At 57.4% G+C, this 18232-nt stretch carries 16 protein-coding genes; 10 read left to right on the forward strand and 6 right to left on the reverse strand.

What is annotated here, in order from left to right; all coding sequences use genetic code 11:
* Positions 1-55: 55 nt before the first annotated feature.
* Both L1047_RS09505 and L1047_RS09510 read left to right on the forward strand, forming a co-directional pair.
* Positions 56-1618 carry a hypothetical protein gene (locus L1047_RS09505; RefSeq protein ID WP_235278617.1) on the forward strand — a complete coding sequence of 521 codons (1563 nt, stop codon included), beginning with the start codon at positions 56-58 and terminating at the stop codon, positions 1616-1618.
* On the forward strand, positions 1615-2001 hold the full coding sequence (locus L1047_RS09510) for a thioesterase family protein (protein WP_235278618.1): 387 nt from the start codon (positions 1615-1617) through the stop codon (positions 1999-2001). Before L1047_RS09505 ends, L1047_RS09510 begins: the two co-directional genes overlap by 4 nt.
* Before the next feature lie 2 nt (positions 2002-2003).
* On the opposite strand, the gene L1047_RS09515 is transcribed toward L1047_RS09510, so the two are convergent.
* Both L1047_RS09515 and L1047_RS09520 read right to left on the reverse strand, forming a co-directional pair.
* Positions 2004-2732: a GvpL/GvpF family gas vesicle protein gene (locus tag L1047_RS09515; RefSeq protein WP_235278619.1), complete on the reverse strand. Its 729-nt coding sequence runs from the start codon at positions 2730-2732 to the stop codon at positions 2004-2006.
* Between the two features lie 143 nt (positions 2733-2875).
* Positions 2876-4003, reverse strand: a complete 1128-nt coding sequence (locus tag L1047_RS09520; RefSeq protein ID WP_235278620.1) for a nucleotidyltransferase family protein — start codon at positions 4001-4003, stop codon at positions 2876-2878.
* A gap of 251 nt (positions 4004-4254) precedes the next feature.
* Between L1047_RS09520 and hisG the strand changes: the two genes are divergently transcribed.
* The 3 genes from hisG to L1047_RS09535 all read left to right on the forward strand — a co-directional run bounded on the left by hisG (position 4255) and on the right by L1047_RS09535 (position 6909).
* On the forward strand, positions 4255-4998 hold the full coding sequence (gene hisG / locus L1047_RS09525; RefSeq protein WP_235278932.1) for an ATP phosphoribosyltransferase: 744 nt from the start codon (positions 4255-4257) through the stop codon (positions 4996-4998).
* A gap of 176 nt (positions 4999-5174) precedes the next feature.
* On the forward strand, positions 5175-5969 hold the full coding sequence (locus L1047_RS09530; protein WP_235278621.1) for a photosystem II manganese-stabilizing polypeptide: 795 nt from the start codon (positions 5175-5177) through the stop codon (positions 5967-5969).
* A gap of 136 nt (positions 5970-6105) precedes the next feature.
* Positions 6106-6909, forward strand: coding sequence for a class I SAM-dependent methyltransferase (locus L1047_RS09535; protein ID WP_235278622.1), 804 nt, complete (start codon positions 6106-6108; stop codon positions 6907-6909).
* A 15-nt stretch (positions 6910-6924) separates the two neighbouring features.
* Here L1047_RS09535 and purE read toward each other — a convergent pair whose 3' ends face one another.
* The 4 genes from purE to L1047_RS09555 all read right to left on the reverse strand — a co-directional run bounded on the left by purE (position 6925) and on the right by L1047_RS09555 (position 11085).
* Entirely contained in the window at positions 6925-7449 is a 525-nt protein-coding gene (gene purE / locus L1047_RS09540) for a 5-(carboxyamino)imidazole ribonucleotide mutase (RefSeq protein WP_235278623.1), read from the reverse strand.
* Entirely contained in the window at positions 7428-8531 is a 1104-nt protein-coding gene (locus L1047_RS09545; protein WP_235278624.1) for an L-threonylcarbamoyladenylate synthase, read from the reverse strand. The genes purE and L1047_RS09545 overlap by 22 nt, the downstream gene beginning before the upstream one ends.
* The gene (locus L1047_RS09550; protein WP_235278625.1) at positions 8531-9496 is read right to left on the reverse strand and encodes a YihY/virulence factor BrkB family protein; all 966 of its coding nucleotides are present in this window, start codon (positions 9494-9496) and stop codon (positions 8531-8533) included. Before L1047_RS09550 ends, L1047_RS09545 begins: the two co-directional genes overlap by 1 nt.
* Positions 9497-9627: 131 nt before the next feature.
* A complete protein-coding gene (locus L1047_RS09555; RefSeq protein ID WP_235278626.1) occupies positions 9628-11085 on the reverse strand; it encodes a BCD family MFS transporter in 1458 nt (485 codons plus the stop codon).
* A 212-nt stretch (positions 11086-11297) separates the two neighbouring features.
* Between L1047_RS09555 and L1047_RS09560 the strand changes: the two genes are divergently transcribed.
* From L1047_RS09560 to L1047_RS09580, 5 genes are all read left to right on the forward strand, one after another.
* Complete coding sequence (locus L1047_RS09560; protein ID WP_235278627.1) at positions 11298-12686, forward strand: hypothetical protein; 1389 nt, start codon at positions 11298-11300, stop codon at positions 12684-12686.
* 237 nt (positions 12687-12923) lie between these two features.
* Positions 12924-14387, forward strand: coding sequence for a hypothetical protein (locus L1047_RS09565; protein ID WP_235278628.1), 1464 nt, complete (start codon positions 12924-12926; stop codon positions 14385-14387).
* 224 nt (positions 14388-14611) lie between these two features.
* Complete coding sequence (locus L1047_RS09570) at positions 14612-16045, forward strand: choice-of-anchor J domain-containing protein (RefSeq protein ID WP_235278629.1); 1434 nt, start codon at positions 14612-14614, stop codon at positions 16043-16045.
* A complete protein-coding gene (locus tag L1047_RS16655; RefSeq protein ID WP_235278630.1) occupies positions 15970-16887 on the forward strand; it encodes a hypothetical protein in 918 nt (305 codons plus the stop codon). Before L1047_RS09570 ends, L1047_RS16655 begins: the two co-directional genes overlap by 76 nt.
* 1 nt (position 16888) lies before the next feature.
* The gene (locus L1047_RS09580) at positions 16889-18181 is read left to right on the forward strand and encodes an ExeM/NucH family extracellular endonuclease (protein ID WP_235278933.1); all 1293 of its coding nucleotides are present in this window, start codon (positions 16889-16891) and stop codon (positions 18179-18181) included.
* The last annotated feature ends 51 nt before the right edge of the window (positions 18182-18232 follow it).

Raw genomic sequence — 18232 nt, forward strand, 5'->3', positions numbered from 1 at the left:
TTCGCTGACCCTGACCGGCTCCCGATAGGCGATAGTTGTGGAAGGGTTGGAAAGGATGGGGCAAGTGGTAACCGGAGTTTTGGCGATTGCCGCTGCGATTGGCCTGGTAGTCCTCCTGTTGGAAGGGATCCGCTACCGTCGCTGGGGGGCGCTTCACCCTTGGGATCTGGGATTGGGGTTGGGCTTGGCGGCCCTGGTGGCGCTGGGGTTTTGGCTGGGACAATTGCCTGTGCCTGTCCCCATGGCTCTGTTGCTGGGGGGACTAGTAGGGGTAGGATTGCTGGGTTTAAGTGGCTGTGGACGGGCGGGGCAGGGGCTGGTGGTGCTGTTGCTCAGTTTGGCCACCGGGGCGAGTTTGCACGGGTTTGGGGCGGAAATGGGAGTGGCCGCGTTTGCCGCAGCAGGTCTGGGTCTGGGCCTGGTGGGGATCCCGCTGTTGGGGCGACTGTGCGGACGGGTATCTAGCCCGCTTGCGGAGACAGAAGGGATCCCGTTGCTGATGGCTCTGGGGCAAGGGTGGGTTGGTGTAGCGGCCTTTGCCTGGGGATCCCGGTTGATGGAGATGGGATCCCAGCAGGATTTACCTTGGCAGGTGCTATTGCCGGTGGGGTTGGCGGCCTTGAGTTTAGTGGCGGGCACAGTGCCTCTGTTGACCACTCCCGAGGCGCAATCCACCTCCTCTGGGCTACTGTCGGCTTTGGGCCATGGGGTGGGTTGGCTGGTGGCCACCACCTTGGCACTCGTATTGGCTCGCAATGGGCTGTACCAGGATCCCTTTTTGGCCTTGTTATACGGGGTGGGGGGGCTGCTCTCCTGGGGTTTGTCGGGGTTACAGGCTCAACTTGCTCCCTTTTCTGGCCCTGTTGAAGCCGATTCACCGCAATCGGGTCAATCCCGTGTTGAACGGGGCGTGCTGCTCTGGCGGGCTTGTTTGGGCCTGATGCTGGTGGGGGGAGGGGCGTTGTTGGCGCTGCGATTGGGGGGATCCTACGGGGCAGCTCTGCTGGGGTTGGGGTGTTTGGCTTTTCCCAGCCGTTGGGGGGCGCTGGCAGCGCTGTTTTTGGCGGCCCGGCCCTTGTTGCAAAACCTGTTGCACCAGTTCAATCTACAGACCGCCGGGATCGATCTCACCCAGCCCTATGTGTCAGCAGCGCTGTACTTGGGTATAGCGGGCATGGTGCTGGCGGCGCTCATTCATCGGCTGTACGGGCAGGACAACCCCCGCAGAACGGGGATTGGGTTGACGGTGGCTAGCCTGATGTTGCCGCTGGGGGTAGGGTACTTCATTCACGCACAACCACAGGCAGCCTTCTTATTGGGAGCCTTGATGATGGCTTTGGTGTGGGCGGCTTTGGAGCCGGTTTTTTGGAGTCAAGGATCCCGTCAGGGAACCGGGGAGGTAACTGTGGGCTTTTGGGGCGCACAAGGCTTGTGCCTGACGGTGATTGCCATTCTGGGTGCCAGTCTCAGCCACGATTGGACGGTGACCGGCTTTTATGCCACCCGCATCGAACGGGCCTTGGTGCTGGGGGGGATCAGCGGTATCCTGCTGCTATTCCTTTTGCTTTGGCAGGGTTGGAAAGTTTGGCAACAGGTGCGTTTGCGGCAACCGGGATGAAACCCCTTTCCCTCAGCACCACCGGCACTTGGCAAGGGATCCTAGGGCCCGAACAGACGGCTGAAGCCTTGGGTAACCCAGGGGTAAAGGTGATTGGATCCCCGGCCCTGTTGACCCTGATCGAGCAGTGCAGCCACACCACCCTACAACCTTTCTACGAAGCGGAGGAAGCCGCCGTAGGGATCCGCTTTGCCCTGGAACATGAGGCGGCGGCTTTACCGGGGGATTCCTTGCAGGTACAGGTGGAGGTGGTTGGTGTAGAAGGGAGGCGCATTGAATTTCAAGCGGAGATCCGGCAGCAGGGGCGGCTGATCATGCAGGGCTCCTACAGTTGCCTTGTGGTGAACTTGCCCCGTTTTTTGGCCCGTTATGGGCTAGCCTGAGACTAGAGCTTGACGAAGTTGTAGGGGGCGGTGAAGTTGTTGTAGCGAATGCGCAGCCGCCCCTGAAAGGCCTGATCCAGCTCCTCCACTTTCTTGGCAAAGCTGGGCTCGTCTTCCCAGTTGATCAAAAACGAGCCGTTGTAGGCCATATTTTCCGTGAGCAACTCTCCCTCCACCCGATCGCTGGCCAGGGGGCTGAGGGCTGTGGTGAAGGATTGGGCAATATACTGCCGCCGCTGCTCTAGGAGTTGCTCTAAGGCCCGCCCGATTTGCACCACCGCATCCAACCCCAAGGGTGCTCCAACCATTTCATCCCGCTTGGCCTTCAGGGCCGGGTTTTCCGCCAATCCCAATTGGAGCTCCTGTTCGGGATCCCAGAAGACCTTGACTCCCACCTCCCGTTTGCCCTCTAGATGCTGGAGCAAAGCCAAAAGATCTTCCAGGCGCGGCTCCACCAAGTCCCGTTCCACCTGTTCCCAACTGCCCACCACCAGGCCAAATTGCAAAGGCAGCAGAGCACGGTGCCCCTCGCTCATCACCTTTTCCAGCACCGCTTCATGGGCAAGCAAATTGGCGCGGCTGGCCAGGTAACGCTCCTGTTGGGCTTGTGAATAAACGAAGGTCAGGGAGCCCAGCAGATGAGTATGCACCGGCTGCTTATCCAGACCCACCCCACTCAAATGGCGCGGGCCGGGGGCAGCGACAATCCCATACAGGTAAAGGGCACTCATGGGTCACTCAGAAAGGGCAGAGCAGGGAGATCTTCGTAAATATCTGTAGATATCTTTGTAGATACAGGATCCATATCAAAAACTCATCAGAACTCATCAGCAGCGGCACGTAGGGCAACCGAAATCCTCAGCCCAATCGCGGCTTAGACAGAAACTTTGCTGCCATTGGCGCTGGAGCGAGCATCCCCAATCAGCCAGGTGAGGTTGGATTCTTCTGTGTCAATCGCGTTGCCATCCGAGGAAATGCAGTACCGACCCATCACCATTTGGTGGCGCAAGGTGATCCCTGCCGCAATCTGGGTGTAGTTAAAAATCAAGCTGCCATCCAGAGTACACCCTTCATTCAACACGCATCCGTAACCAATCGCGGTAGGGCCAATCAGTTTTACCCCATCCGCCAAATGGCTGCTGGCCCCGATATACACCGGTGGCTTAATGTGAATGCGATCCCAGTTGGCACGGATGTTGATCCCAGTCCACACCCCCGGCTGGATCTGAAACCCCGGTACCTGTACCCCCTTGATCTCGCCCCGCAACACCTTCTGCACCGCCAACCAGTAGTCGGGAGTGCGCCCAATATCCACCCACTGAAAATCGGCAGTCACCCCGTAGAAAGGGGCACCCGCTTTCACCAGGGCTGGAAACAGGTCACCCCCAATATCGTAGGGACAATCGCGGGGAATGTAGTCAAACACCTCCGGCTCAAAAATGTAAATGCCGGTGTTGATGGTATTGCTCAGGGCCTCTTCTTGGCTGGGCTTCTCCTGAAACGTGATGATCCGGCCCATCTCGTCTGTAACCACCACCCCATAGCTGGAGACTTCGCTGGGATCCACCTGCCGCAGCACCACTGTCGCCAGTGCCCCTCGAGCTTTGTGGAAATTGACCACCTCTGTGATGTTCAGATCGATCAGGGCATCACCACAGAGCACCACGAACGTACTGTCGAAGAAACCAGAAAAATCCTGGATCTTGCGCATGCCGCCAGCCGAGCCGAGGGCTTGGGCCACCGGTTGGCCATTCTCGAAGTGCCCCTCAAAGGAAAAGCCAATCTGTACCCCCCACTGCTGCCCATCTCGAAAGTAATCTTCGATTTGGTGGGCCAGATGGCTGGTGTTGATCATGATCTGGTTAAACCCGTGTTCCCGGAGCAACTCCACCAAAAATTCCATCACGGGCTTGTGCAAAATCGGGATCATCGGTTTGGGCATCATGTAGGTGATGGGTCGTACCCGTGTACCCTTGCCCGCTGCCAGGATCATGGCTTTCATGCCGTTGTTACTCCTCGGGGTTAACCGTGCTCTGACTTTATCACCCCAGTACCGGGATCCCTCTCCTATGGGATAGAACAGAGCTTCCAAAGGTCTGAGTATCTGTTTCATCTGCTCCCGTTGAAGCCAACTGAGCTTCGCGGAGTCAACCCACCCCTCCAGCGCCGCCACAAGGATAAAATCAGTAGCGCCTGCTCTCTTGCAGAGGGCATTTCATACCCAGCAAGGGGGATCCCTGCACTTCGATGTTGATGGCTCCCAGCAACAGACCAGCTCCAGATCCAGAGGCTCTTGATTTGGATCCCGGCAATCGACCGATCACCGTTGCCCTAGCCAAAGGCGCCTTACTGCCAGAGGCCATCCAATGCTTTCAACAGGTAGGCATCGATTTTAGCCGCTTTTTGGATCCCGGCAATCGTCTGTTGCGGATTGAGTCTCCCACCCCGTTGAATGGACAGCGCTACGCAGCCCTGCTGGTGCGCACCCACGATGTGCCGGTATACGTGGAATATGGTCAAGCGCAGTTGGGCATTGTCGGCTACGATGTGTTGCGGGAGCGCTATGCCAGTACCGAAGCACGGGTGGCTCACCTATTGGATTTGAAATTTGGCTACTGTCGCATGTCGGTGGCGCTGCGCCAAGATAGTCCTTACACCTCCGCCGCTCAGTTACCTCCCCATGCGCGAGTGGCCTCTAAGTTTGTCGGCTGCGCACGGGAGTACTTTAACCGTCTGGATCTGCCGGTGGAGGTGATCTCTCTGTATGGGTCGGTCGAGCTGGCACCGATAACAGGCATGGCGGATGCAATTGTGGATTTGGTGGCAACAGGGCGCACCTTAAAAGAAAATGGCCTCATCGAACGGGACTGCCTGTTTGAGAGTACGGCCCGCCTGATCGCCCATCCGATTAGCTACCGCATTGATCAGCAGCCGATCCGCGAGTTGGTGGCTCAAATACGGGAACAGTGGCTTGGCTCCCCGTTGGTCAGCCTCTAAGCCCCCGACTGGTCAACCTGGCCTCAACCCTTTCCCTCTCAACACCGATTTGGGCAGCAAAGAAACTTCTCGAAACGAGGCAAAAGAGAGGATCACTATTGCGTACAATGGGGGCATTCTGGCTTGTTTTCCCCAGCAGCGTTCAGATTCAAAAAAGGTTTTTTCGAGGTTCGACCATGCGGTATCGTCCACTGCTCGCCATTCTGTTGGCGCTTTGCTTGAGCGTCTTCGCCTTTCGGGCTGAGGCTGCCAAGGCTCCGCTGACCTATGACCAGATCCGCAACACCGGTAAGGCGGCTATTTGTCCTTCGGTCTCCGACAACTCTCGGGGCCGCATCGAAATACCCAGCGGGGGATCCCTGAAACTAACCGATGTTTGCTTCCAGCCGGTGCAAATTGAGGTGGAAGAAGAAAAGCGCAATGGTGAGAAAGAGTTTATCAAAGCCAAAAACATTCTGATTTCAGCCGCTACTCTTGGCCCTATCAAGGCAGAGGTTACCCCCAAAGACAGTGGCTTAGAGCTGAGGGTAGTGGATGGGATGACCTCTCAGCCGACCACCGGCCAAATGCCCCGCCGCGAACTGGTGCCGCTGCTGTTTAGTGTGAAAGATTTGGTCGCCAGCGCCCAGGGATCCGCCATCGACCCCTCAACGGATTTTGAAGGGGAGTTTTTGGTGCCCGGCTACCACAGCAGTTCTTTCTTGGATCCGCGTGGACGGGGTTCCAACACCGGCTACGACACCGCCGTAGGGTTGCAGGCTGCCAAAGATGAATTTGCCCCCAACCGCAAGGTGGATGAAGTCTCGGAAGGGAAAATGTCGCTGCGGATCGCCCGTGTTGACCCCAGTACTGGCGAAATGGCGGGCTCTTTTGTCAGCATTCAGCCCTCCAGCACTGAGCAGGGGGCAATGGAGCCCCACACCGTCCGCATTCAGGGCCTGTTTTATGCCCGCTTGGCAGAAGATGCCTAAAGATGCCTAAGTTGGGGATCCCTGACTGAGGTGAACAACAGGCAAACCAGGAATCAGTCTCGTTGCTCTAAGATGGGCTGGGATCCAAAGGGTCTTGGCCCATTGTTTTGTTTGAGTGCACTAGGAGCGCGCAGAAATGGTGCAATCCTACAGCGTCTGTTTTGATCGGGCGGCGGGCTTTTACGATGCGACCCGTGGCTTCCCTGTTGGCGTAGATGAAGAAATTGCTGATGCAATCCTGACTGCGGTGGGGGCCACCCCGGATACACACTTTCTGGAGGTGGGCATTGGGACGGGACGCATTGCCTTACCCTTGATCCGTCGCGGCTATTCCTATTCCGGCATTGATATTTCTGAAGAGATGTTGGCGGAGTTACGGCGCAAGTTACGGGAAAGGCTGGGGCAGATCCCGCCGCAGGTGTCGGTTCAGCTTGCCGATGCTACAGCTTTGCCCTTTCCTGAGGGATCCGTGGATGTGGCGATTACGGTGCATGTGCTGCATTTGATTCGGGAGTGGCAGCAGGTGATTGGCCAGATTCGCCGCGTGTTAAGGCCGGGTGGGGTCTATCTCTACGGCTATGGGGATCGGGTGGTGAGCGCCCGAGGCGAGTTTGAGCCCCGCTGGACAGAGATTTTGGCGGGGCTAGGCTTTGAACCCCAACGGGTGGGGGCCAATGCTGAGCAGGTGGAGCAGTATCTGCAAGCTGAGGGTGCCCAGTTAGAACGGGTGGTGGCCGCAGAATGGCAAACGGCGGTCAGTGCCCAGGCGCTCTTTGATTTGTATGCACAGCGCTCCTACAGCGCCTCTTGGCAGATCCCGGAAGAGATCTTCATGCTTGCCATCCGGCAATTTCAGGAGTGGTTTCGGGACACCTATCCTAACCCGCAGATCACCCTGCTGGGGGAGAGCCAGTTCCAGATGCTGCTGGCCCGTTGGTAGGGATCCCTGCCATTTTCACTGGTCGGCCAAATAGTCTTTCCAGCCTTGGGCCTGCAATTGGATATTTTTTTCTTGTACTGACTGTTTCAGGCTTTCCCGATAGGCGATCACCTGCTGCAATAGGTCGGGATCCCCGCAGGCCAAAATCTGCACCGCCAGTAACCCAGCATTTTGTCCATTGCCGATGGCGACGGTTGCCACCGGGATCCCACGCGGCATTTGCACAATCGAGTAAAGAGCATCCAATCCCTGTAGGGACTGGCTCGCCATCGGCACGCCAACCACTGGCAGAGGGGTTAACGCAGCCACCATCCCCGGCAAATGGGCGGCCCCCCCTGCCCCGGCGATGATCACTCGGATCCCTTGGGTATGGGCGGAGCGGGCAAACTCCAGCATTGCTTCGGGGGTGCGGTGAGCACTGAGAATCTGAAGGTGATAGGGGATCTCAAACTGTTCACACACTTGTGCCGCAGCAGCCATCGTCGGCAAATCCGAATCGCTGCCCATGACAATCGCAATCAAGGGGGGGGAGGGTTCCATGGCGTGCTGGCCCGTCGTAGCCGATCCATGATCGCATGACCCAGTCCCTGCCGGAGCGGTGGTGGTTCCGCCAAAAGCAGAGTCGCGGATCCCTCATCCAGATGGCGCAAACGGTCAAACAGAGAGGGAGCCGCCAAGCTGGGATCCGGATCCAGCAGTTCAAGATGCAAGATGGCTTCGGCAAAGTGGGGTTGCAGGCGCTCCAGCAGCTTCTCAGGATCCCGGGCAAACCCCAATATTCCCACGTGAGCATGTCCTGAAACCTGGCTTTGGATTGGCTGCCAATCCGCAGGCTGAAGCTGCAAAACCCTTGCAGGCAGGAGAAATAAGGGTTTATTGGGGGCATAGTGGCTCCTCAGTTGTCCGGGAGATTCTAGCCCTTCCGAGTGGGTAGAAGCGTTGGCCCAGTCAGCGGGTAACCGGATCCGCAAACCCAGATGGGCTTCCAAAGTCTCCACAGGGATCCCGCCCGGTCGCAACAGAGTTGGGATCCCCTCTGGGCTGAGCTTGAGCACCGTGGACTCCAACCCCACTGAACAGTTGCCCCCATCCAAAATGTAGGGGATCCGCCCCGACAACTCGGCATATACTGCCTGGGCAGAAGTAGGGCTGATGCGACCAAATCGGTTGGCACTGGGGGCGGCCAGAGGCATTTGCACCGCTTGCAACAGCGCTTGAGCCACAGGATGAGCAGGCACGCGCAGCGCCACCGTAGGCAATCCACTACTGACCAAATCCGGTACTACAGCCGATTTCGGCAGTACCAACGTCAAAGGCCCCGGCCAAAAGGTCGTACACAGGGATTCAAGCCGTTCCCGAGCAGCAGGGGTAAACTCCGCCAGATCCAGCAGCCACCCCTGCAGTTTTTCCAAAGGGATCGCAGGGGCCAGATGCAGGATCAAAGGATTAAAGTGGGGCCGCTCTTTCACCGCAAAAATCTGGGCCACCGCTGCCGTATCCAAGCCATGACCCGCCAGACCATACACGGTTTCGGTGGGCATAGCCACCAACTGTCCTCGACGCAGCGCTGCCGCCGCCAGTTCAATGTGGCCAGAGCTGGGGGAAAGGATGTCCGTTTGCATTATTTCTGCTGCCGTTTTCGGATCAATTGTCGGGCTTGGAAGAGGGCAATGTTGATCTGATCCCCGAATAGCAGAGCCAAGGAGGTGAGCCAAACCCACAGCAGTAGGATGATCACAGCTCCAACGGTGCCATAGGCTTGGTTGAACTGGCCAAAATGCCCCACATAAAACCGCAACCCTCCGGACACCACCACCCACAGCACGCTGGCGGCAATGGCCCCTGGCAAAATCGGCATTTTACGTCGCCGCAAACTGGGGCCAAAGCGGTAGAGCACCCAACAGGAGACGATGATCAACCCCAAAGAAATGGGCAAAGTGAGAATCCCCCATAGATTGAGCCATATTTCCCGGAATGGATCCAAACGGGTTGGGCCTGCCACCCCTTCCGGCAGGGATCCCGCCTGCAAAGCCAAGAGGCGGAAAAAACTGGCACTGAACAAGAAAATCAAACTGGCCAAGCCCGTCAATCCCAGCGTGGCCAGCATCCACACGAGAGAGATCAACTTGCGTTTCCAAAATGGACGGCGCATGTCCTGCGGGATTTCATGACTCAGATCCAATGCCGTCATCACCGCCCCCAACGCCCCAGAAGCTGCCCAGAGTGTGCCCAAGAAGCTCAGAGAGAGCAAACCACGATTTTGCCCAAAGCTAATGTCGCGCACATAGCGATCTACAATCACCAGTGCCTCCTGCGGAGCGAACTGGCCTAACCTGGCCATCAACCCTTGAAAAGTTTGCTCAGGGGATCCCGAAAACAACCCGATGGCGGTCAGGATGGTGAGAATAAAGGGAAACAGCGCCAACATCGAGCTGTAGGCCATTTCAGATGCGAGCCCAAACAGCCGGTAGCGCATCGCATTTTCCCACGCCAACCGCAGAGTCAGCCTCACCAGCTCCCAACTGGGGATCTGCTGTAACCAAGAGGGTGGAATTCGCAATTTACCCAGCCGATCGATCAGCCGCATTGCCCAGTCCAGCACACGTTTCGAGCTTAGCAGCCATGACCCAAACCGGTTCTAGGGGGATCCCTTCTTAGCGGCTGTTTGGAAATACAGAGAAAGGAAGCTAGCTCCCCAGCCAATCGCCGCAAATTTGGTTAGCCCTCCAACTCCAGCGCCAACACATCCGTCAGTACCCGACTGGTGGTATCCCGAAACTCCGCTACACTCACCCGCCCCAGCAAATACACCGCCAGCAACATCACCCCTGCTTCCACTCCAAAAACGGTGGCATAAGTCAGCACTGGCGAGCTGGGGAAGAGAATCCGCCCCACATCCAGCAATGCCCCCCCAATCAGAGTGGAAAGAGCCTGCGACATCGCCTGCGAAAGGCCCCACGCACCGATGAAAGTACCTGCCGTTTCTGCTGCCGTCAAATCCAACATCAAGCTGATCGCACCGTTGGTGGTGATACCCGAGGCCAAGCCAAACAGGATCATGCACAGTTGCAGCAGCAGGGGGTCACCTGTAACCCCCGACAGAATGGTTAGCAGAAAGGATGCCGCCACCAACAAACAGCCGAGGCGTGCCGTCCTCTGTTTGCCCAGCTTCGGCACGATCAAAAACCCCGTCAGCACGATCCCGGCCAAAATGCCCAGGCTCCAGAAGGCATTCAGTTGAGTGGTTTGGGCCACGGTCATGCCAAACACATCCCCACCATAGGGTTCCAACACCGGCTGCTGAATAAACAGCCCCATCGTCATCAGGGCCAAAAAGCTGAAGAAGATCAGGGTTTGACGGCTGGCGGTCAGCACTTTGAGGGCGGTGCCAAGGGTGATCTGATCTTCTCGTCCAGCCAAAGTAGAACGGGATCCATAGCGGGAATAGCGTTTTTCTACTCCCCAAGTGGCGATCCAGGCCAGCAGGATCACCACCGCCGGGATCACCAGAAACAACTGGTTGATCGTGCTCTGCAGATTCTCGGGAGTGAGGCCGCGCAACAAAACAGCCGAGCTAATCGCCCCACCCGCAATGCCTACCATCAACATCGACCAAACGATCCCCACCAATTTGGAGCGATTGTCTTCATCCGACACATCCACCAGTAGAGCGGCAAAGGGCGTGGAGCAGGTGCCGATGCAAAGGCCGTAGAGGGCGAACACCAGGGCCGTCAGCCCAATCCAGCCGTAGGTGGCCCAAGACCATCCCGTCGTAGCAAAGCTATCTCCCAACTCCCAGACCACCTGTACCGCCAAGAAAATGCACAGGGTGAACAGCACGGCCCCTAGGCGCACATAGCCGGTGCGGTGCGACCCGAACAGCGGCTTGGCATCCGAGAGTTGCCCAAACCAAACGCGGGACGGGGAAACAAACTGGTACATGGCCAGGGATCCCCCCACCACTGTTGCCGGAATGGCCAGCAACTCGGCATCGATCATGACTCGGTTCAACACTCCCAAGGTGAGCAACGACATCATGCCCAGACCCATTTGAAACAGGCCCAAGCGAAACATCGTGTGCAGCGGCAAAGGGGGCGGAGAGAGCTGAAACTGTACCTGAGGCTCGGCAGAAGCAGCAGACGAGATTACCTCGGGATCTTGGAAGGTATCGGTCATGATTCTGCAAAGAGTGCTACAGCCTCTTATCCTAGCCCAGGCGGCCTGTGGCGCTTACAGGGACTGAATTTGCCTTCTGAGCCAGTTAGGCATGGATGCAGGGGATGGGATCGGGATCCCGTTACCAAAAGCGAAACTGACCCAATATCCCCTTTTTTCCGAGTTAGCGTCAGGGCATCTTCCCCCACATGCACAAGGGATCCTTCCTGCTTATGCGCACCCCGATAACACTGCTCCTGAGTTCACTGAGCTGGGTAAGCCTTTCTCTGGTAGCCCTAGCCCCCAACCTGACTGTTCCCACTGCTGAGGCCTCTCCATTAGATTTTCTTCTGGGACAAACCCCGTCCCGGCCCACCTCCCCCTCCCTCGTGGACAAATGGCAGGAGTACCAAGCCTATAAGCGTGTCATCGACCAAACCGTTTCCATGACCGGGGATCCACAAGCTCGTGCTTTGGCAGAGCGCTATGGCCTGGACATAGTCAACGTCACCTGGGAAGATACCGGACGCCACAAGGGATCCGCCCTCGGCCCCAACATCAGCGATATGACCATCCAGGTGCAGCAGCTCAACCCTGGGACGGGCCGCTATGAACTCAGCCTCATGCCCGTCATCCGATATCCCAATTTCACCGATTTATCTGCCGATCTGCCGATGGATGGATTAAGGCTGTTGGTCGGCAATGAAAAAGGAGAAGCCCTGCAACCTGTCCTGCTACGCGACCTGCTGGCAGATTTACGCCGTTATTTGCACGATAGCAGCTCTTGGGCCGGCAACCGGCGCTCTCTACTGGCCCCCCCCCGCGATAGCCATGTTTTGGTGAGCGCCCAAGCAGCCTTTTTACCCATTCCTCAAGGGGGAGCCGCCCAATTTAACCCGGTGCTGTTCAACTACCAGTCTTATCCCGGTAACCCAGCCGTACTGACGATCTTGGCCACCCGCGAGGGCACCAGCATCACCATCATCGACAACCAACGGGATGGCGGACTGGGCTCTAGTCCACAGGGCTTGGAAGCGGGCTATTCCTGGGGGCAACGGCTCTTTTTTAATAAGAATGGCGAACGGGCCAGCTTGACCGGGCAGCGCCTCAGCGATTTTCAGGCCGAGCCAGCCACCGACCCCACCCCCCGGGATCCCACCTCCGTGGAGGTGGCAGAAGAAGCCCTGAACAGGGTGATGCTCATCCAAGTGCCCCTCAAGCAACGGCAGCCGCAACGAGTGGCGTTTGGATGGCCCATACCGGCTGCCCCACAAGCGTTGATGAGTGCCGAATCGGGTATGGCCAGCCGCAGCAATGTGGAAGCCGCTGTGATCGGGCATGGGGAGGTGGAAGGCCCCTTCACCGAAATCAATAACCTGGAGATAGAAAGGGATCCGCGCTTTCCGATTCGGGTAACGGTACAGTTCTACAAGGGCACCAGCAATGGTGTGGTCTCCGCCGAAGATATGGCCCAGATTCATGACCAGATTGCCCGTGTGTATCAGGAGGCGGACTACCTGGGTAGCTTGGTGATTCAGGAGGATACAGGCCGCCCCACCGAGTATGACCGCAAGGCAGAAACCGAACGCCCCTTTCGCTTTCCCTGGTGGCCCCGACGCTAGAGTTTTATGAATTTTTCTTACAGCCCGATGGCAGGTGTCAAAATCTTCTCACCCCTGGGTTTCTCCATTACACTGACAACTGACTCGAGGTGCAGCGGAATCAAGGGATAATCCGATGGGTTCAGAAGAGTCGTAATCCTGTCGTAATCCCTTAGTGAGGGTCTCAGCTTTTGAGACAAGGCGTGTGTACGTGGCAGCTTTTACCCCAGGCGGTGCGGAGCCTTTTTCTGCAACACTATGGTTGACGCAGTTTCAGTTCAGCGCTATGACCTATTCGTACAGGCTTCACGGCTTCTGCAGCGGTATCGGCAGTTAACCCCCGAACTGCGACCGATTGGGGTGGAAGTGGCTTTGGCCATTCAATATCATCGTGCCCAAGCTGGCTCGGGATCCCTGTTGCCTTGGGTGGGATCCGCCCAGGGGCTGCCCCTGCAGCAGGTGGCCGAACACATTTGTGATCCGTTCTACAGCAAAACCCATCCCCTTCTCCCCACCCTACCCGAGAGCGGGGATCCCTTGGTGTGGCCCCTGTTTAACCAATCGGAAAACGGCCTGGTGCAGCCCTTAGCTCCCAGTGCTGTGGGCGGAAAGTTAGCAGAGCGGCGCTGGCTCAAAGGCTGCAACAGCCAGGAGGGCATCGGCTGTCATGCTCTAGCAGCCCACCTCTGGCAGGATGAACGCTTTCTGGCCGAAGACCGGGATCTCTGTCCATTTCGCCTCTACGACGGGCGCTATCCCCTCAGTGTGGATCAGGGGCGGCAGACCTGTGGCTTCGACGATCACCCCTGCGGTTGGCAGCCGGGGCACCCGAAAATGTTGCAGGTGGTAGGCAAGGGCAAACAAGCCGAGATTTTGCTTCCCCACTGGACGGATGCCATGTGGGCTATGTTGCTTCCCACCCACCGTCCGCTGCCAGTGTACCCATTGTTGGTGATGCTCTACTTTGGCCAAGAAACTTTACAACAGGGACGCAGCAGCCTTTCCATAGAGCAATTTCGTCTGGATTTTCAGTTTGGTCAGGCACAATTTCGCCAGTTGTTCGATACCCACCCCGAGCACCCCCTCAACCGCCATCTGCTCACCTGGGCGGCACAACCGGAAATGCACTGGGGATCCGCCCATTTGCCGCAGATGCCACCCCTACTCCACCAACCGGCTGGGGGCAGAGTGGTTCTGGATCCGGATGAACCGCCGCAATTTCGCAGCAGCGGAATCCCCCACAGTGCCGGAGCAGACCCGATGATGGCGGAGCGGCGGCGGCGGCGGCAATTGGAGCGCAGCGAACGTCACAACGAGATTTTGCACCATTTTCGCCGTTGGTTCCGTCTGGCTGGGTTGGAGGTGCGGGAAGACCAACACACCTTCGACTTTCTGGCGGTGGCAGAGGGGCACTTGCTCTTGGCGGAAGTGAAGCTCTTGCACCACAAAGATGCGGCAGAAAGCCTGCAAGAGGTGGTGGGGCAGTTGTTATATTACGAACGGTTTGCCCTCGGCTCCTGGCTAGAGCAGGGCTTTTCCGTACAAAAGGCCGCCGTTTTTGATGGGCCACCTCCTGATCTGTACATCGACTTTTTGGAGGATCTGGGCATTGCCACTTACTGGATCAACGAGCAGCAGATGATCGACGGGCCAGAGGGATCCCTGCGCTTGTTGCGACAGATGGAAGTGCGAGTTCGCCCGGATCCAGAATTGGGGGATTAGGGAAACACGCCTGCCTCTGTCCACCCACAGATTTCGATACAGACTGAGGCAACTTCATAAAAACTTGATTTTTAAGCACACCTTAACTCCCCCTTTACTCAGGTTCTCCCCTGAGGATGGTACTGATGGAAGGGCATGAAAAGATGGGATCCCTGATGGGATCCCCAAAGGAGGAGTGATGCAGCCGTGGGTCTCAAGCGGCTCTGCGTTGTGCTGGCCAACTGATGGTGGGGCTGGTGGTGGGGCTGGTGTTCTTGATTGTTCTAAAAGGATGTGGCTCTGGCGGGGGATCCCCGCTGGTGGTGCTACCGGAACAAACCACCTCCACCACAACCTCCTCTGTCATCGAAGAGTTGACCACGGGCGACCTAGACGAAGAGAGTTTTAGTCCGGTTGCTTTTGCCCCCAGCTACTTAACCCTCTCCGGCACCGCCTACACCCAAACTTTTGATGAAATTGGTGCTGGCTTGCCTGCCGGGTGGACTCTACGTACCGGAGCAACCACGACCAACTTGGGCACTGAGCCAACGTTCAATACCGCCCCCACCGCCTGGGCGGATACCGCCGGAAGATTTAAGAACTTTGCCTCTGGTGAAGCCTTAGGGGAAGCCGCGACTGCGGGGGAGCAAAGTGCGGCGCTAGATCGGGCTTTGGGGATCCGGCAAACTGGGGCTTTCGGGGATCCAGGGGCAGCCTTTGTCTTCGAGATCGACGACACCGTGGGTTTGGAGAACTTCAGCCTATCTCTGAAGGCGCAGATGTTGAGTGTGCAGACTCGTTCCACCACCTGGACGATCGACTATCGAGTGGGGGATAGCGGTTCTTTCATCCCTTTGGGCTCCTATGCTGACCCGGGAGTGTTTGGCTCGACAACATTAGCCACAGGAGCCGGACTCAATGCCTTTGGCACGGATATCAACAATCAATGTGAGCCGGTCTACATTCGCGTTGCTGCCCTCTCGGGTTCAACTGGCACAGGATCCCGCGATAGTTTCGGCCTTGATGATGTTGAGCTGAGCTATAGCGCTGCCAGTACCCCCGCCATTTGCGGTGGGGATCCCACACCTACACCCTCTCCCTCTCCTACTCCACCGACCCCCGTCAATTTACCTCTAACCGAAGGCTTTGACTCCTGTAGTCCTGCCCCGGCAGGTTGGCAAATTGTGGATGTGGACGGGGACACCACCCGTTCTTGGCGTTGTGTTAATTCTTTGGCCGAGGCCAATAATTTTGGTGGTCAACTGCCGGCCAACGATTGGCTGATTACACCACCCTTGAACTTGGCCTCCGTCAACAATCCAGCCCTGACCTTCCGCAACGAGAGTTTTTTCAGCGACAATGGTCTAGCCTTCCCTCAGCTGAGCGTTCTCTACTCCACCAACTACAGCGGTGCGGGCACCCCAGCGGCGGTGAATGCTGCCATCTGGACGGCTCTGACTCTTCCTATCCTAATATCTCTACCGGCTCCTTCGTCGATTCCGGCGAGATCGATCTGTCCGGGATCCCTTCTACCAGCCCTGTTTATATCGCCTTCCGCTATCGGTCTTCGGGTACCGGTTCCGGCTCTGCCTCCCGTTGGCGGGTGGATAGCGTCAGCTTTGCCGAGGGATCCGGCGGAGGCCAACCCGGTGGTGGGTGCGATCCCAATGCCACCCTGACTCCGATTGGCGCTGTTCAAGGGGATGGCTTCGCCTCGCTAATTGTCGGCCAAACCCGCACCATTTCTGGGATTGTGGTGGGCGACTTTGAAAATGAAGGGGTGGCCGGCCAAACCTACCTACAGGGTTACTACGTGCAAGATGCTGGGGATGGGGATCCAACCACTTCCGATGGCATTTTTGTGTTTAGCAGCACCGCTAACAATGTCAGCCTTGGGGATGTAGTGCAGGTGACCGGCACCGTCGCGGAATTCCGGGAGCAAACCCAGCTCACTAATGTCTTTAACAACTTCGCCATCTGTAGTTCTGGCAATCCTCTGCCTGCCCCGGTGCAAATCACTTTGCCCCTCACTCCCAATGAGCGGGAAGCCCTGGAGGGGATGTTGGTCACCTTTGGGGATCAGCCCCTGTTTGTGACGGATTCCTTCCTGCTCAGACGGCACGGAGAACTGAGTGTTGCCACAGGTGGGCGCTTGTTTAACCCCACCCAAATTGCCGATCCCAGCCAGGCAGCTGCCCTTCAGGCGCAGAATGACCTCAACCGGATTCGCATCGACGATCGCTTCCTCACCCAAAACCCCGATCCGGTCATCTACCCTGCTCCGGCGGGCCTCAGCGCTGCCAATACCGTACGCGGTGGCGATCGCATCAGCAACATCACCGGGGTCATGACCCAGTTGCGGGGCCGAAACGTGGGCGGATCCCAGGAGGCCCTCGATGCCACCATCGACTATCGCATCCACCCCAACGACCCCAACAATCTGCCCACCTTTACCGCTATCAACCCACGCCCGCAAACTCCACCCTCAGTGGGGGGGATCCCTCAAGGTGGCCAGCTTTAATGTGCTCAACTACTTCAATACCTTCGGCAATGGCAACTGTTTCCCGATTCCCTCCGACTGTCGCGGGGCCAGCAACGCCACCGAGTTCACCCGCCAACGGGACAAGATCATCGATGCCATCCGCCTGATCAATGCCGATATTTTGGGTCTGATCGAGCTAGAGAATGATGGTTTTGGGCCAGCTAGCGCCATCCAGGATTTGGTCAATGGCCTCAATGCTGTCATGGGGCCAGCCACCTATGCCTTGGTGGATGTAGGGGTGTCCAACTTGGGGGGAGATGCCATTACCAATGGCTTTATTTACAAGCCCTCCACGGTTGAAATCGCGCCGGGTACCGTTCCCGCCTTTTTGAATACAGGAGAACTAACCCAAGGCCCTGGGCGTTTTCATCGTCCTCCGCTTGCGGTCACCTTCCGGCAGTTGAGCACCGATGCCACCTTTACGGCGGTGGTCAATCACCTCAAATCCAAGGGATCCGCTTGTGATCCTGCCGACAACGATCCTTTCCAGGGCAATTGCAATGGCAACCGCACCCGCGCCGCCCAGCAAATCCTCACCTGGTTGGCCACCAACCCCAGCGGCTCAAACGATCCTGACGTACTGATCATGGGGGATATCAACGCCTACGCCATGGAAGACCCGATCAAAACCCTGGAGGCGGGCGGATTCACCAATCTGAATAGCCCCAACAGCTACTCCTTCAGCTTCCAAGGGCAGTGGGGATCCCTAGACCATGCCTTGGCCAACAGCAGCCTCAACAGCCAGGTCACTGGGTCAGACAAATGGCATATCAACGCCGACGAGCCGGTCATTTTAGACTATGGCCTCAGTTTCAAGAGTCCCTCGCAACAGAGCCTGTTCTACTCCAATGATCCCTTCCGGTCTTCCGACCACGACCCAGTGATCGTCGGCTTGAGCCTGACCGGCAATGGCCCCACAGAGCCGACAGCGCCAGTGGTGGTTTCCACCAGCCCAGCCAACGGAGCGATTGGTGTACCCCGAAATACCCAAATCATTCTCACCTTTGATCAGCCGATCCAGAAAGGAACCGGCACCATCATCTTGCGGCGGCGGGTGTTGCCCATTCTCGATACCCGTACCACCGATATTGCCACCAGCCCTCGGGTGACCCTTGATGGGAACCGTTTTATCCTCACGGTTAGCGGTCGAGGCACGCTGTTGAATCGGCTCACCCTCTACGATTTCACCTTCCCTGCCGGCGGTGTCACCAGTTTGGGTGGATCCCCTCTGGCCAATCCGGTCAACTTCAGTTTCCGCACTCGATTTGACTAACCGCTGCGCTCCTAATATTTTTTATTATTATTTATTGACGGGATCCTTCTG

The sequence above is a fragment of the Synechococcus sp. Nb3U1 genome (assembly GCF_021533835.1).
Classification (GTDB): Bacteria; Cyanobacteriota; Cyanobacteriia; order Thermostichales; family Thermostichaceae; genus Thermostichus.

What these genes read in the sequence shown, in the direction of transcription:
- L1047_RS09505 (WP_235278617.1), top strand. Translation starts at nt 56, where the DNA reads ATGGGGCAAGTGGTAACCGGAGTTTTGGCGATTGCCGCTGCGATTGGC.
- L1047_RS09510 (WP_235278618.1), top strand. Translation starts at nt 1,615, where the DNA reads ATGAAACCCCTTTCCCTCAGCACCACCGGCACTTGGCAAGGGATCCTA.
- L1047_RS09515 (WP_235278619.1), bottom strand. Translation starts at nt 2,732, where the DNA reads ATGAGTGCCCTTTACCTGTATGGGATTGTCGCTGCCCCCGGCCCGCGC.
- L1047_RS09520 (WP_235278620.1), bottom strand. Translation starts at nt 4,003, where the DNA reads ATGAAAGCCATGATCCTGGCAGCGGGCAAGGGTACACGGGTACGACCC.
- hisG (WP_235278932.1), top strand. Translation starts at nt 4,255, where the DNA reads ATGGCTCCCAGCAACAGACCAGCTCCAGATCCAGAGGCTCTTGATTTG.
- L1047_RS09530 (WP_235278621.1), top strand. Translation starts at nt 5,175, where the DNA reads ATGCGGTATCGTCCACTGCTCGCCATTCTGTTGGCGCTTTGCTTGAGC.
- L1047_RS09535 (WP_235278622.1), top strand. Translation starts at nt 6,106, where the DNA reads ATGGTGCAATCCTACAGCGTCTGTTTTGATCGGGCGGCGGGCTTTTAC.
- purE (WP_235278623.1), bottom strand. Translation starts at nt 7,449, where the DNA reads ATGGAACCCTCCCCCCCCTTGATTGCGATTGTCATGGGCAGCGATTCG.
- L1047_RS09545 (WP_235278624.1), bottom strand. Translation starts at nt 8,531, where the DNA reads ATGCAAACGGACATCCTTTCCCCCAGCTCTGGCCACATTGAACTGGCG.
- L1047_RS09550 (WP_235278625.1), bottom strand. Translation starts at nt 9,496, where the DNA reads ATGCGGCTGATCGATCGGCTGGGTAAATTGCGAATTCCACCCTCTTGG.
- L1047_RS09555 (WP_235278626.1), bottom strand. Translation starts at nt 11,085, where the DNA reads ATGACCGATACCTTCCAAGATCCCGAGGTAATCTCGTCTGCTGCTTCT.
- L1047_RS09560 (WP_235278627.1), top strand. Translation starts at nt 11,298, where the DNA reads ATGCGCACCCCGATAACACTGCTCCTGAGTTCACTGAGCTGGGTAAGC.
- L1047_RS09565 (WP_235278628.1), top strand. Translation starts at nt 12,924, where the DNA reads ATGGTTGACGCAGTTTCAGTTCAGCGCTATGACCTATTCGTACAGGCT.
- L1047_RS09570 (WP_235278629.1), top strand. Translation starts at nt 14,612, where the DNA reads ATGGTGGGGCTGGTGGTGGGGCTGGTGTTCTTGATTGTTCTAAAAGGA.